Source organism: Xanthomonas euroxanthea (genome assembly GCF_903989455.1).
In the GTDB taxonomy this organism is placed as follows: Bacteria; Pseudomonadota; Gammaproteobacteria; order Xanthomonadales; family Xanthomonadaceae; genus Xanthomonas; species Xanthomonas euroxanthea.
The window spans coordinates 1,265,913-1,279,544 of the sequence record NZ_LR861803.1 but is presented as its reverse complement, the minus strand read 5'-3'; the positions used below and the strand labels follow the sequence as shown (position 1 = coordinate 1,279,544).

Here is a 13,632-nt window from a genome sequence, read left to right as displayed (position 1 = left end):
TGCACTCTTCTTCCACCTACGGAATTGTGATGTCGATACCGCTGCGTTCCACGGAAATGCTAACCGATGCGCTGCGCCAATCGCTGCGGCGCGCACAAGACCAGGTCAATTCGCTGCTGTTGGGCAAGGCGCAGGAAGTGCGTCTGGCGTTCGTGGCGCTGCTGTCCGGCGGCCATCTGCTGATCGAGGATCTGCCCGGCCTGGGCAAGACCACCCTCGCCCACGCGATGGCCTCCAGCCTGGGGCTGGGCTTCCAGCGCGTGCAGTTCACCTCCGACCTGCTGCCGGCAGACGTGCTGGGCGTGTCGGTCTACGACGCCGCCTCACGCCAGTTCCAGTTCCATCCGGGCCCGGTGTTCACCAACGTGCTGCTGGCCGATGAAATCAATCGCGCCCCGCCACGCACGCAAAGCTCGCTGCTGGAGGCCATGGCCGAACAGCAGGTCACGCTCGATGGCGTCACCCATGCGTTGCCGGAGCCGTTCTTCGTGATCGCCACGCAGAACCCGGTCGATCTGTCCGGCACCTTCCCGCTGCCGGATTCGCAACTGGATCGCTTCCTGCTGCGGCTCAGCCTGGGCTACCCCAGCGCCGATGCCGAGCGCGCGCTGCTGTCGGGCGTGGACCGGCGCGAATTGATCGCCCAGGCGGCGCCGCAACTCAGCGACACCGACGTGGTGGCGCTGCGCACGGTGGTGGGCCAGATCCATACCAGCGATGCGCTGATCGGCTATGTGCAGGCCTTGCTGCTGCGCAGCCGCCAGCACGCCGGGGTGCGCGTGGGGCTGTCGCCGCGTGCCGGCATCGCGCTGCTGCGTGCGGCCAAGGCCTATGCGCTGCTGCTCGGGCGTGAGCACGTGCTGCCGGAAGACGTGCAGGCGCTGTTCGTGGCCGTGGCCGGGCACCGGCTGGTGCCGGAGGCCGAATCATCGTCCGGGCCAGCGCTGGCCAAGGCGCTGCTGCACAGCGTGCCGGTGGACTGATCCCGGTGCGTGCGCACGTGCGCGGCATCGGCCGCCGACTCAGCCTGCTGGCGCGCCCGCGGGGCGCGGAGGCCTTGCCGATCGTGCTGGACCGGCGGCGCATCTACGTGCTGCCGACGCGCTTCGGGCTGTTCGTCACCGCCTTGCTGCTGGCAATGCTGCTGGGCGCGTTGAACTACAACAACAACCCGGCCCTGCTGCTGGCCCTGTTGCTGGCCACCGCCGGGATTGCCAGCAGCATCATGGCGCACCTGCAGCTGTCGGCGCTGCGCATCGAGGCGGTCTCGGCCGAACCGGTGGTCGCCGGCGAGCCGTTGCGCATGCGGGTGTCGCTGGCACGTCGCGACACCCGCGCACGGCGTGGGCTGCGCCTGGATCATCGGGACAGCAGCGGCTTCTGTGCGTTGCACGCGCACGACATGGCCGAGGTCGACCTGCTGGTGCCCACCGAACGGCGCGGCTGGCAGGACATCGAACGCATCCGCCTGTCCAGCACCCAGCCACTGGGGCTGGTGCGCGCCTGGTCATGGGTCTGGCCGGAAACGCCACTGCTGGCCTATCCCAGGCCCGAAGAACAGGGGCCGGCATTGCCCGAGGGCGCCGGTTCGCCCAACCAGACCCGCCTGCACCCGCAAGGCGAGGAGTTGCACCAGCTGCGCCCGTATCGCGCCGGCGATGCGCCACGCACGATTTCCTGGAAGCACTCGGCGCGCCGCGACAGCCTGCTGGTGCGCGAGTACGAGCAACCCCTGGGCATCGAAGTCACGCTGGACTGGCGCACGCTCAACGCGCTGCCGTACGAGCGCCGCATCGCGCGGCTGGCGCGCTGGGTCAACCTGGCCGAACGCGACGGACGGCGCTACCGCCTGCTGCTGCCGGGCCAGCCGCCGCTGGGGCCCGCACAAGGCAGCTCCCACCATCACCTGTGTCTGCGCGCCCTGGCCCTGCTTCCCCATGACTGAGCCATCCGTCCCGATCACCCAGGCCAGCCGCGGCTGGGTGCTGGTCACCAGCTGGCTGGCACTGGCGCCGTTGCTGCTGCAGCTGCCTGGCCTGCTCGCCGGCACCATTGCCGTGGCCGCCGTGCTGGTCGGCGTGCTGAGCTGGCGCGCCACCCTGATGGCACCGGTGCGGGTGTTGCTGGTGGTGGCGATGCTGGGCGCGGTGTACTGGCAGATCGGCATGCGCTTCGGCCGCGACACCGGTTGCGCAGTACTGGCGTCGATGCTGGCGATCAAGGCCTCCGAGCTGCGCACCCTGCGCGATGCGCGCAGCCTGCTCGGCTTTGCGTTGTTCGCCCCGTTCGCGGCGTTTCTGCTCGACCAGGGGCCGGCGACGATGGGCTTGGCACTGCTGGCGGTGGTGAGCGCACTGCTGAGCATGCAGCGGCTGGCCGACGAGGAGCACCGCACCGGCACGCCTGCGCTTCGGATGCAATTGCGCAGCATCGGCAAGCTGGTCGCCATCGGCGTGCCGTTGACCCTGGCCACGTTCTGGCTGCTGCCGCGCCTGAGTTCCCCGCTGTGGGGCGTGCCCGAGCGCGCGCTGTCGCGGCCCGGCCTGTCGGACGACATGTCGCCGGGCGAATGGATCGACCTGATGGCCGACGACAGCCCGGCGCTGCGCGTGCAGTTCACCGGCACGGCGCCACCGCCGCAACAACGCTACTGGCGCGGGCCGGTGATGTGGGACTTCGACGGGCGCACCTGGCAGCGCGCGCGCTGGACCGGCCGCAGCCAACCGGCATCGGTCACTGCCGGGCCGCAGACTTATCGCTATCGCCTGGACTACGAGCCCACCGATCGTCGCCAACTGGTATCGCTGGACCTGCCCACGCAGGCGGTGGCCAATGCCGATCTGTCGCCCGACTACGAACTGTTCGCACGGCGGCCCTTGAGTGCGTTGACCCGCTGGGAGCTGCAGTCGGCACCACCGGCCCGCTTCGACACCGACCTGCCCGACCCGCTGCGCAAGCGCGCCCTCGCGCTGCCGCCGGGTTTCAATCCACGCACGCTCATGCTGGCACGGCAATGGCGCAGCGAGGCCGGCGGCAACGACGATGCCGTGGTGCAGCGGGCGCTGCAGTGGATCACCCGCGAGTTTGCCTACACCCTGGACACGCCGCTGCTCGGCCGCAACAGCGTGGATGAATTCCTGTTCCAGCAGAAAGCCGGTTTCTGCGAGCACTTCAGTTCTTCGTTCGTGGTGCTGATGCGCGCGGCCGGCATTCCGGCGCGCGTGGTCACCGGCTACGCCGGCGGCACCTACAACGGCTTTGGCAATTACTGGGTGGTGCGGCGCATGGATGCGCATGCCTGGACCGAAGTCTGGCTGGCCGGGCGCGGCTGGGTGCGGGTGGACCCCACCGCCGCGGTGGCGCCGGAACGCATCTACGACACGCTGGAAGACCGCGTACAGGTCGGCGCGGGCAACAATTTTGCCCAGCTCGGGATGTGGGCCAGCCTCGGTCAGGTCAGCGACCTGCTGCGCCGGGGCTGGAACGACCTGGTGCTGTCCTTCGATGCGGACCGCCAGCAACGGCTGTTGCAGCCGTTCGGCATCGATCGCCTGGACACCTCGCAACTGGCCGCCATCTTCGGCATCTTCGCGGTCAGCGCACTTGCATGGATGGGCTGGCTGCTGGCGCGCGGCGAGCGTGAGCGCGACCCGCTACTGCGCGCCTGGCATCGCCTGGGCCGCCGCTACGGCAAGCTCGGCCTGGCCCGCGAACCGCACGAACCGGCCATCGCCTGGGCGCAGCGTGTCGCCCGTTCACACCCGAATCCGGCATTGTTGGCGCTCAGCCAACGTTTCGCTGCCGCGCGCTACGCTGGCGCTGATTCGGACAGCGCCTCACTCCTCAAAGATCTGCAGCAGCATCGCCCGCGAACCGGAGCTTCCTCATGAGTACCCGCTTTCTCCTTCCCATTGTCGCCGTGCTCGGGCTCGCCGCCTGTGCCACCGCGCCCAAGCCGCTGCAGGGGCAGTTCCCTACGGTCAGTCCGAGCGATTCCACCGCCAGCGCCCAGGTCGGCACGTCGGTGCGCTGGGGCGGCAAGATCATCCAGACCAAACCCGGCCAGGGCCAGACCTGCTTCGAGCTGATCTCGCGGCCACTCAATGCCAGCGGCCGCCCGGACCGCAATGCGGTGGACGCCAGCGATGGCCGCTTCCTGGCGTGCCGCTCGGGCTTCTACGATCCGGCCGTGTTCGAGCCGGGCCGCGAGGTGACCTTCATTGGCAAGATCGAAGGGTATGAAACCACCAAGATCGGCGAGTACGACTACAAGCTGCCCAAGGTCAATGCCGACGTGGTCTATCTGTGGCCGGTCGTGCGCGAAGTGGACGTGGTGCCGGCCTACCCGTACGGCCCGTGGGGCGACCCGTGGGGTCCGCGCTGGGGCGGTGGCTGGGGCTGGGGCCGCGGCTGGTGGTAACCGGCTGCTGAGTCAGTGACACGCAAAAACGCCGCTCCCAGGGAGCGGCGTTTTTGCGTGTGCGTCTCGGCTGCTCGAACAGGCGCATGCGCTCGCTCGCGCAGTGAGGTCAGGGCGTGCCGAAACGTCCCAGCGGCGCACCGGCCAGCAGATGCAGATGGATATGGAACACGGTCTGGCCGGCATGCTCGCGACAGTTCATCACGATGCGATAGCCGTCCTGCGCCAGTCCCTGCGCGCGGGCGTATGACGCTGCGGCAAGTGCGAGCTTGCCCACCAGCACCGCCTGCTCGGGCGGCACATCGTCCAGCGTGGGAATGGCGTGCTGTTTGGGAATGAACAGCACATGCACCGGCGCCTGCGGTGCGATGTCCTGAAAGCCCAGCACCTCCTCATCTTCATAGACGATGCTGGCCGGGATTTCGCGACGAATGATCTTGCCGAAGATGGTGTCGGACATGGTGGGAATGGGGAATGGGGAATGGGGAATCGCAAGAGCTTACCGCGTGCGCTACTGTTTTCGCTTTTCCAATTCCCGATTCCCCACTCCCGATTCCCGGCGCTCAAAGCACCTCACTGCGGGTGCCAAAGGCATGCGACAAGGTGCCGCGATCCACGTACTCCAGCTCGCCCCCCAGCGGCATGCCCTGCGCGAGCCGGCTCGGGCGCACCGCATGCTGGCGAGCCAGCTGCGCCAGGTAATGCGCGGTCGCCTCGCCTTCCACGGTGGCATTGGTGGCGATGATCATTTCGGTGACTTCACCGGTAGCCAGACGCTCGCCGAGCCGGTCCAGCCCCAGCTCGCGCGGGCCGATGCCATCCAGCGGCGACAGCCGGCCCTGCAGGATGAAGTACAGCCCGCGGTAGCCGGTGGCGTGTTCGATCGCCAGGCGATCGGCCGGCGATTCCACCACGCACAGCTGCTGCCGGTCGCGACTGCTGCTGGCACAGATCGCGCAGATCTCCGACTCGGTGAAGTCGCGGCATTGCACACAATGGCCGACCTTCTCCACCGCATTGGCCAACGCGGCAGCCAGCCGACGCCCACCCTCGCGCTCGCGTTCGAGCACGTGGTAGGCCATGCGCTGCGCCGATTTCTGGCCCACACCCGGCAACACCCGGAAGGCCTCGATCAGTTGTTCGAGAAGAGAGGACATTGGGTTGGGAATCGGGAATCGGGATTGGGGAATGGCAAAAGCGAAAGATAATCTCGCTCTTACGATTCCCGATTCCCCACTCCCGATTCCCCGCCTCTCAGAACGGCAACTTCATGCCCGGCGGCAGCTGCATGCCGGCGGTGGCCGAGCCCATGCGGTCCTTGGACTCGGCATCGATCTTGTTGGAGGCGTCGTTGAAGGCGGCGGCGATCAGGTCCTCGGCCATTTCCTGGTCGGAGAGGATGCTCGGGTCGATGCGGACCTTGCGGCACTCCTTGGCGCCGGTCAGCGTCACGCTGACCATGCCGCCGCCGGCGGTGCCGGTGACTTCCAGCTTGGCCAGTTCTTCCTGGGCGCGCTGCAGGTTTTCCTGCATCTTCTGCGCCTGCTGCATCAATTGGGCAATGTTCCCACGCATGTGTCGTTACTCGTCGTAAGGGCGGATGGAATCGGGGACGACCCGCGCGCCTTGCTGCTGGATCAGCTGCTGCACATTCGGGTCGTTCATGAATGCTGTTTCGGCCGCGCTCTGGCGCTCGCCTTTCTGGCGATTGGCCCGCTCGTGCAGGGTCTCGACATCGGCGTTGCCGGTTTCGATGACGATGCGCGGCGTGTTTCCCAACTCGGGCGCGAGTGCCTGCGCAAGGTTGGCGATGGAACGCTCGGAATTGAGGTATTCGAAGCCCGGCGCCAGCGCCAGACGCAGTACGCCGTCGCGATGGCCGAGGAAGGCGGCATTGGCAGCGAGCTGTCGCGAGGGACCGTTCAGGCCACTGCGGGTAACCAGCTCCAGCCACTGCTCGGCGTCGGCGATGCGGCCGTCGCAGAGCAGGACCGACGGCTCGGTTGCCGGCGCCGGCACGGAAGGCGCAGCCGCCGGTGGCATCTGCAGCACCGGCGCTGCAGATGCAGGGGCCACGGCGGCGGCAGGAACTGCCACGGCAGCGTCGGGCGCAACCGCAGCGGGCAATGCCGTATCGGCTGCCACGGGTGGCGCCATTGCCGCTTCCGGCGCCAGCACAGGCGTCGTCGCAGCGACGGGGGCAGCGTTGGCGCGCACCGGGGCATCGTCCATCGCCCAAGGCGGCGTGTCGTCGCTGCGCGCGGGAGCTGTGGACGGACGGCTGTCGGTCGCCGCTTCCACAGCGGGCAATACCACGACGGGGGCTGGCGCAGCAGTGGCCGGTGCCGGTGCGACGACCGCAGCCACGGCAGCAGGTACGGCTTCCTTCAACCCTGCCGGCTGTCCCACGGCTGCAGGCGCGGGCGCGGCTGCCACCGGTGCGGCGGCCTGCACGCCAGTTGCCGCAGAACGCGCGTGACCGCCGGCATTGGCACCACGTCCATCGTCACTGCCGCCAGCCGGCACCGCCGCCGCAGGGCGGAAGGCCAGCATGCGCAGCACCGCCATCTCGAACCCGGCGCGCGGACTCGGCGCCAGATACAGATCGCGGCGGCCGTTGAGCGCCATCTGGTACCACAGCTGCACCACTTCCGGACGCAGCTGCGCGGCATAGGCGGTCGGGTCGATGCCATCGCCGACAAAGGCCACCGACGGCACCAACTGCTGCACCTGGATGCGGTGCAAGGCCTCGGCCAGCGCCTCCAGCACGCCGCTCCAGTCGGGCGAGAATTCGGCCAGCGCCGCAACCACCTGCATCAGGCGCGCGCCATCGCCATCGGCCAGCGACTGCAGCATCGCCCCGACCTGGGTGCGATCGACCGTGCCGAGCATGGTGCGCACCACCTCCTCGCGCAGTGCGCCGCCGGCATAGGCAATGGCCTGGTCGAGCAGCGACAGGCCATCGCGCAGCGAGCCGTCGGCGGCCTTGGACAGCTGCACGATCGCCGACGGATCCGACTCGATCTGCTCGGCGGCCAGGATCCGGGTCATCTGGCCCTGGATCTGGTCCTCGTCCAGCCGCTTGAGGTTGAACTGCAGGCAGCGCGACAGCACGGTCACCGGCAGCTTCTGCGGATCGGTGGTGGCCAGCAGGAACTTCACGTGCTCCGGCGGCTCTTCCAGCGTCTTCAGCAGCGCATTGAACGCCGCCTTGGAGAGCATGTGCACTTCGTCGATCAGATAGACCTTGAACTTGCCGCGCGAGGGCATGTACTGCGCGTTCTCGATCACCTCGCGCACATCGTCCACGCCGGTGTTGGACGCGGCGTCGATTTCCAGCAGGTCGATATAGCGGCCGGCGTCGATATCCAGGCAGGCCGGGCACTGGCCGCACGGATCGGCACTGGTGCCGGTCTCGCAGTTCAGCGATTTGGCGAAAATGCGCGCAATCGTGGTCTTGCCCACGCCGCGGGTGCCGGTGAACAAGAACGCGTGGTGCACCCGCCCACTGTCGAGCGCGTTACTGAGCGCGCGGACCACGTGTTCCTGGCCTACGAGTTCGGCAAAACGCTTCGGGCGCCACTTGCGGGCGAGAACGAGATAAGACATCGGGCAACCAGCTTCCTCTGAACCGATATTGTGCCACGGCGCGTCAAGTGGGTCGTTCAGCGGCCGTCGTGCCCGCCGCCTCCCGGACCGGCGGACCCCCGCAGCAGGGTCGGTGACCGGCCAGACAGCCGCGCTGGCAGCGTCGTGCCGGCCCGGCGGATCACTTACCTTGTTAATGGCGCCCGCGGCGGCTAGAATCCCGCTCCTGCCGTCGACCCGGTCGCACGGCAGGTACGGAGAGGTGTCCGAGTGGTTGAAGGAGCACGCCTGGAAAGTGTGTAAGCGTCTAAACCGCGCTTCGGGGGTTCGAATCCCCCTCTCTCCGCCAGTTTCATGATCCTGCAACGCGCTTGCATGGATCCAGGGCCGCGCCAGTGGCCCACGTCTTATGGTGGCCCCGTCGGTCCCTCGCGACGCTAGATCGAAAATCCCGCCAGGGCCGGAAGGCAGCAACGGTATCGATTGATGCGGGCGCCGAGGTCAACCGGCGGGGACACCACCCCAACTCCCTGGGTTCCCCGCAGCGTTTGAGCTGCGAGCGTCTACTGTGCCTGCGATTCCGGATGCAGCCAGCCCGCGTCGCCTTCAAGATAATGCTCGTGCTTCCAGATCGGCACGCGTGCCTTGACCTCGTCGATGATGAAGCGGCAGGCATCGAATGCGGCGCCGCGATGCGCCGCGCTGACCCCGACCCACACCGCCATGTCGCCGATGCGCAGCTCGCCCACGCGATGCACGCAGTAGGCGTTGACGATGGCAAACCGGCGCATCCCCTCGTCGAGCACGCGCTGGCCTTCGGCCTGGGCAAGTGCGGCATAGGCTTCGTAGCGCAGCCCGGCCACGCTGCGGCCTTCATTGTGATTGCGTACCCAGCCTTCGAAACTGGCGAACGCGCCGGCGTGCGGGTGCTCCAGCGCGGCACGCAAGCTGTCGACCGGCAATGGCACATCGGACAGCGCGAAGAGGGCGGTTGTCTGCTGGCTCATGCTCAACCTCCCGACACCGGCGGAATAAACACGATTTCACTGCCATCGCGCACGCCATCCTCCCAGCGCGCGAATGCGCCATCCACCGCCACGCGCAGCTGCGCCGGCGTCCAGCGCAGGCCGTGACGCGTCTCGAGTTCGGCATACAGCGCGCGCAGGTCCTGCGCCGCTGATTGCACCTGCTCGCTGGCAATGCCCGCCGCCTCACGCAGGCTGGCGAAATACAGCACCGTCACCGTGGCGCTCATTGTCTTGCTCCGATATCGCGCTTGCCGCCGCGCTTGGACACCAACTTGGTCGGGCCGATGCTCATGCTGTGCGACAACGCCTTGCACATGTCATAGACCGTCAAGGCCGCCACGCTGGCACCGGTGAGCGCTTCCATTTCCACGCCGGTGCGATGCACGCAACGCACCGTGCAGCGGATGTCCAGCACCTGCTCGCCCTCCCACTCGATCTCGAAGCGGCACGCGTCGATCGGCAATGGATGGCAGAACGGAATCAACTCGTGGGTGCGCTTGACCGCCATGGTGCCGGCGATCACCGCCGTTTCCACGATGCCGCCCTTGGCGCTGCGCAAGCCATTGGCGCGCAGCTGCGCGGCGACAGCGGCCGGAAAACGCACCCGGCTCTGGGCGGTGGCGCTGCGCGCGGTGACCGCCTTGTCCGAGACATCCACCATCGTGGGCAGTCCGGAAGCGTCCAGGTGGGTCAGGCGTGCGGAACGGGAGTTTGCGGGCATGGGAAACGACACGATGACAGGCGCTCAGGATGCGGCATTCTCGGTGAACGCGGCGCCTCGATGGAACCGCATTCCCTACCCGCCGATCAAAAACATTTCGACCGGCTTGCCGCGCCGTGGCGTCGATGCACGCACTTCGCTGTAGCGATCGCCACGCACGCTCCAGCGCGCGCGCAGATGCTCGGACAGTCCATGCTCGCCCTCGGCCAGGGCCGGCTTGAGGTCATGTCCCTGGCTGGCGAACAGGCAGGTATACAACTGCCCATCGGCCGACACGCGTGCACGCTGGCAATCGCCGCAGAACGGCACGCTGACCGAACTGACAAAACCCACCTCGCCCGCGCCATCGGCAAATGCATGCCGCTGCGCCACTTCGCCGGTGTAATTGGCATCCAGCGGCACCAGTGGCCAGCGCGCGTGGATGCGCGCGTGCAGTTGCGCGGAGGTCACCACCGCATCGGCCGTCCAGCCATTGCAGCTGCCCACATCCATGAACTCGATGAAGCGCAGCACATGGCCGCTGCCACGGAAGTGCTCCACCAGGGGCAGCACCTGATCTTCGTTGACGCCGCGCTGCACCACGCAGTTGATCTTCAGGCGCTGGAAGCCGGCCTGCTCGGCGGCGGCGATGCCGGCCAGCACCTGCGCAATCTCGCCGCGGTTGCCACTCATGCGCCTGAACAGCTCCGGCTCCAGGGCGTCCATGCTCACGGTGATGCGGCGCAGCCCGGCCTGGCGCAGCGCCACCGCCTGCCGCGCGAGCAAGGTGCCATTGGTGGTGAGCGCCAGATCCTCGATGCCCTCGATGGTGGTCAGGCGCGCAATCAGGCTGGGCAGATCGCGACGCAACAGCGGCTCGCCGCCGGTCAGGCGCACCTTGGTGACCCCGACCGCGACGAAGGCACGCACCAGCGTTTCCAGCTGGTCGAAACTCAGGCGCTGCTGCGCATCGAAGCCGTAATCGTCGGGCACGCGGTCGGCCGGCATGCAGTAGCCGCAACGGAAGTTGCAGGCCTCGATGACCGACAGGCGCAGATCGCGCAGCGGCCTGCCGTAGCGGTCCTGCATCGGCGCGGCGGTCAGGTTCGGCAACAGCAAGGCCGCCATCAGGGCACCATGGCGGCAGTCGGCTCCGCCAGCGGCAGATGTTGGCCGGGCACGGCCACGCGATGGCCGCGTGCGCGCAGCACGTCGCCGTCGGCGTCGCTGGCGTAGTGGTACAGCAGCATGCGGCTCAACAGGTCCTGCGGGTATTCCCGCTCCAAATCGTCCACCCCAGTATGCGACGGGTTGCCGTGAACGCCGCAGTCATGCGCGATGAGCTCGCTGTCATCGGCGTAGCGGGCCAGGATCTCCGGGATCGGCCGGGTGTCGCCGCTCCAGACCAGGGCCCCTTTCAGCCGCAGCCCGTAGGCGGTCTCCGGCCAATGGTGGCGCGCCGGGAACACCTCCAGCCGCACCCCGTCGTGCCAGAACGCCTCGCCGACCGGTACCAGCTGGAACGCGTCCCAGAAGTTCGCACCGCCCTCGGCCAGCACGTTCGGGTAGTCGGCGATCCGCCGCTGCAGCAACGGCACCACCAGCGCCGGCACGTACAGGCGTGTGCGCCCGCGGCGTTCGGAGAAATAGCTGTCCACGAACAGCCGTTCCAGCCCGCCCACGTGGTCCAGATGCACGTGGGTGATGAACACCGCCTGCGGCAGCTGACCGTAATGGGCCTGATAAGCGGTGAGCCCTTCGCTGCCGCAGTCGATGGTCAGCCACGGCGCGCCGGCGCGCTCGATGGTGGCCATCGGCGAACCAAGCGCGACCGCCGACGCATTGCCGACCCCCTGCACACGCAACGCCCAGTTCATCAGTAGCCCCGGCCCCAGGCCAATTCGTAAGCGCGATGCAGGCGCTCGTAATCCTTGTCGACCTCTTCGCGGCTGCGGCTGCCGCGCAACTTCAGCAGCGAGCGGTGCAGGCGCTTGAGATTGCGTTCGCGCCAGCGCGTGGCCGGAATCCGCAACACGCCACGGTCGAAATCGATCAGCCAGCCATGCCCGCCGGCATCGAACAGGATGTTGTGCGCGTTGAGGTCGGCATGATCCAGGCCGGCGCGATGAAAGCGCGCAATCAGCCGCCCGGTCTCTTCCCACGGCGCACCGCGCCCGGCCACCTGCGCGTGATCGGCAAGCGAACGCACGTTCTCCAGGCGTTCCATCAACAAGGCAGCGCGATAGCTCAGCCCTTCGCGCAGGTAGCAGGCCGCCAACGGACGCGGCACCGGCAACTTGCGCTGGACCAGTTCGCGCATCAGCCGGAACTCGGCAAAGCTGCGCGTGCGTCCCGCTCCCTTCCACAGATAGTGATCGCGACTCACGCGCGCGGCCATGCCGCCGCGCAGGTACTGCCGCAACACGCTACGACCGAACGGCGCATCCACGAACCAGGCCCCACCCCGCCCGCCTTCGTCGACCGGCCGTGCCCTGTCACCCCAGCGTTGCGGCGAAAACAGCCCGGCATCGGCTTGCCGCAGCCGTTCGCGGTCGAACAGAATGGCGCCATAGCCGCGGCCTTCGCGGTACGGCGTCAGCGCTTCAGTGGCGTCGAAAGCAACCATCCATCGAGTCTAACAACACCATGGCTTCTACGCCCGCTTCGTTATGCCTGCTGCGCCTGTCCGCCCTGGGTGACGTCACCCATGTGGTGCCGCTGGTGCGCACCTTGCAGGCGGGATTTCCGGCAAGCCAGCTGCATTGGATCATCGACAAGGCCGGGTTGAAATTGCTCGACGGCCTGCCCGGCGTGCAGTTCCACGCCTACGACAAGCGCACCGGCGTGGCCGGCATGCGCGCGCTACGCCAGTCGCTGGCGCCATTGGGCCGCTTCGATGCGCTGCTGCAGATGCAGGTGGCCTTGCGCGCCAACGTGCTGTCGGCCTTCGTGCCGGCGCGGCGGCGGATCGGCTATGACCGCAGCCGTTCCAAGGACCTGCACGGCCTGTTCGTCAACGAACGCATCGCCGACCGCCCCGGCATCCACGTGCTTGACGCCATCGGCAGCTTCGCCCAGCCGCTCGGCCTGACCCAGCGCCAGGTGCGCTGGGATCTGCCGGTTCCCGACGAGGCCCATCACTGGGCACGCGCACAATGGGACGACGACGGCCGCCCGGTGCTGATGATTTCGCCGTGCTCCAGCCACGCACGCCGCAACTGGTATCCCGACCGGCATGCCGCGCTGGCCGACCATGCCGCAGCCCAGGGCTGGCGGGTCGTGCTGTGCGGTGGCCGCAGTGAGCTGGAACGCAGCACCGCCGATGCCATCGTCGCGGCCACGCGCGCGCCGGTGCTGGACCTGGTCGGCAAGGACACGCTCAAGCAACTCCCCGCCCTGCTCGCCCGCGCCGATCTGGTGGTCACCCCCGATTCCGGGCCGATGCACATCGCAAACGCGATGGGCACCAAGGTGCTGGGCCTGCATGCGGCCAGCAATCCACTGCGCAGCGGCCCGTATTCGGACGTGCGCTATTGCGTGGACCGGTACGACGCGGCCGCCCGCAAGTTCCTGGGCAAGCCGGCCGACCAGCTGAAATGGGGCACCAAGATCGAGTTCGACGAGGTGATGGCCCTGATCACCGTGGACGATGCGATCGCCGCATTCGAGCGTTATCGTGGTGATCATCCGCGCTAGAAGACCGGCGGCGGACCGTCGCTGTAACGGCTAGTCAGTCGCTGCCGGACGGTCCACGCCATGGCCCGTTTGCCGGGAACAACGGCGAAGTCCCGACCCGGCACGCGCGCGGCAGCCAACCACTGCGGTACCCGATGACGTACACCCTGGCGGCACGCCAGGGTGCGCGGCTCACGGACCGGCCGCCGTCATGCCTCCGG

General features: G+C 68.0%; 15 protein-coding genes, 1 tRNA gene and 1 other RNA gene. 7 read left to right on the top strand and 10 right to left on the bottom strand.

Annotated features, from left to right (window positions below; translation table 11 throughout):
* Positions 1–29 precede the first annotated feature (29 nt).
* Genes H7A86_RS05600 through H7A86_RS05585 form a run of 4 tightly spaced genes read left to right on the top strand, consistent with a single transcriptional unit; the run spans position 30 to position 4,420 of the window.
* The gene (locus H7A86_RS05600) at positions 30–983 is read left to right on the top strand and encodes an AAA family ATPase (RefSeq protein ID WP_115047984.1); all 954 of its coding nucleotides are present in this window, start codon (positions 30–32) and stop codon (positions 981–983) included.
* A gap of 5 nt (positions 984–988) precedes the next feature.
* Positions 989–1,945, top strand: a complete 957-nt coding sequence (locus H7A86_RS05595) for a DUF58 domain-containing protein (RefSeq protein WP_119130892.1) — start codon at positions 989–991, stop codon at positions 1,943–1,945.
* Positions 1,938–3,890, top strand: a complete 1,953-nt coding sequence (locus H7A86_RS05590; protein WP_119130891.1) for a transglutaminase TgpA family protein — start codon at positions 1,938–1,940, stop codon at positions 3,888–3,890. Before H7A86_RS05595 ends, H7A86_RS05590 begins: the two co-directional genes overlap by 8 nt.
* The gene (locus tag H7A86_RS05585; RefSeq protein WP_024938444.1) at positions 3,887–4,420 is read left to right on the top strand and encodes a Slp family lipoprotein; all 534 of its coding nucleotides are present in this window, start codon (positions 3,887–3,889) and stop codon (positions 4,418–4,420) included. The genes H7A86_RS05590 and H7A86_RS05585 overlap by 4 nt, the downstream gene beginning before the upstream one ends.
* A 109-nt stretch (positions 4,421–4,529) precedes the next feature.
* On the opposite strand, the gene H7A86_RS05580 is transcribed toward H7A86_RS05585, so the two are convergent.
* The 4 genes from H7A86_RS05580 to dnaX form a co-directional block, all read right to left on the bottom strand.
* Positions 4,530–4,880 (bottom strand): histidine triad nucleotide-binding protein, encoded by a 351-nt coding sequence (locus H7A86_RS05580; RefSeq protein ID WP_104582323.1) that lies wholly within the window; start codon positions 4,878–4,880, stop codon positions 4,530–4,532.
* A 103-nt stretch (positions 4,881–4,983) separates the two neighbouring features.
* A complete protein-coding gene (recR, locus tag H7A86_RS05575) occupies positions 4,984–5,577 on the bottom strand; it encodes a recombination mediator RecR (RefSeq protein ID WP_119130890.1) in 594 nt (197 codons plus the stop codon).
* Between the two features lie 97 nt (positions 5,578–5,674).
* On the bottom strand, positions 5,675–5,995 hold the full coding sequence (locus tag H7A86_RS05570) for a YbaB/EbfC family nucleoid-associated protein (protein WP_005913896.1): 321 nt from the start codon (positions 5,993–5,995) through the stop codon (positions 5,675–5,677).
* A 6-nt stretch (positions 5,996–6,001) separates the two neighbouring features.
* Positions 6,002–8,029, bottom strand: a complete 2,028-nt coding sequence (gene dnaX / locus H7A86_RS05565; protein ID WP_119130889.1) for a DNA polymerase III subunit gamma/tau — start codon at positions 8,027–8,029, stop codon at positions 6,002–6,004.
* A gap of 235 nt (positions 8,030–8,264) precedes the next feature.
* On the opposite strand from dnaX, the gene H7A86_RS05560 reads away from it, so the two are divergent.
* Together H7A86_RS05560 and ffs are read left to right on the top strand one after the other, a co-directional pair.
* Positions 8,265–8,357 (top strand) — tRNA-Ser (locus tag H7A86_RS05560).
* Positions 8,358–8,426: 69 nt separating this feature from the next.
* An RNA gene (ffs, locus tag H7A86_RS05555) (signal recognition particle sRNA small type) lies at positions 8,427–8,523 on the top strand.
* 48 nt (positions 8,524–8,571) lie between these two features.
* Here the strand turns inward: ffs and H7A86_RS05550 are convergent.
* From H7A86_RS05550 to H7A86_RS05525, 6 genes are all read right to left on the bottom strand, one after another.
* On the bottom strand, positions 8,572–9,021 hold the full coding sequence (locus H7A86_RS05550; RefSeq protein ID WP_180708039.1) for a molybdenum cofactor biosynthesis protein MoaE: 450 nt from the start codon (positions 9,019–9,021) through the stop codon (positions 8,572–8,574).
* Positions 9,018–9,263: a MoaD/ThiS family protein gene (locus H7A86_RS05545; protein ID WP_104582320.1), complete on the bottom strand. Its 246-nt coding sequence runs from the start codon at positions 9,261–9,263 to the stop codon at positions 9,018–9,020. Before H7A86_RS05545 ends, H7A86_RS05550 begins: the two co-directional genes overlap by 4 nt.
* Positions 9,260–9,757 carry a cyclic pyranopterin monophosphate synthase MoaC gene (moaC, locus tag H7A86_RS05540; RefSeq protein WP_119130887.1) on the bottom strand — a complete coding sequence of 166 codons (498 nt, stop codon included), beginning with the start codon at positions 9,755–9,757 and terminating at the stop codon, positions 9,260–9,262. Before moaC ends, H7A86_RS05545 begins: the two co-directional genes overlap by 4 nt.
* A gap of 75 nt (positions 9,758–9,832) precedes the next feature.
* Positions 9,833–10,864 carry a GTP 3',8-cyclase MoaA gene (moaA, locus tag H7A86_RS05535; RefSeq protein WP_115676283.1) on the bottom strand — a complete coding sequence of 344 codons (1,032 nt, stop codon included), beginning with the start codon at positions 10,862–10,864 and terminating at the stop codon, positions 9,833–9,835.
* Positions 10,864–11,613: an MBL fold metallo-hydrolase gene (locus H7A86_RS05530; RefSeq protein ID WP_119130886.1), complete on the bottom strand. Its 750-nt coding sequence runs from the start codon at positions 11,611–11,613 to the stop codon at positions 10,864–10,866. Before H7A86_RS05530 ends, moaA begins: the two co-directional genes overlap by 1 nt.
* Positions 11,613–12,362, bottom strand: coding sequence for a 3-deoxy-D-manno-octulosonic acid kinase (locus H7A86_RS05525; protein ID WP_104582316.1), 750 nt, complete (start codon positions 12,360–12,362; stop codon positions 11,613–11,615). The genes H7A86_RS05530 and H7A86_RS05525 overlap by 1 nt, the downstream gene beginning before the upstream one ends.
* Before the next feature lie 20 nt (positions 12,363–12,382).
* Between H7A86_RS05525 and H7A86_RS05520 the strand changes: the two genes are divergently transcribed.
* A complete protein-coding gene (locus tag H7A86_RS05520; protein ID WP_119130885.1) occupies positions 12,383–13,432 on the top strand; it encodes a glycosyltransferase family 9 protein in 1,050 nt (349 codons plus the stop codon).
* Positions 13,433–13,632 lie beyond the last annotated feature (200 nt).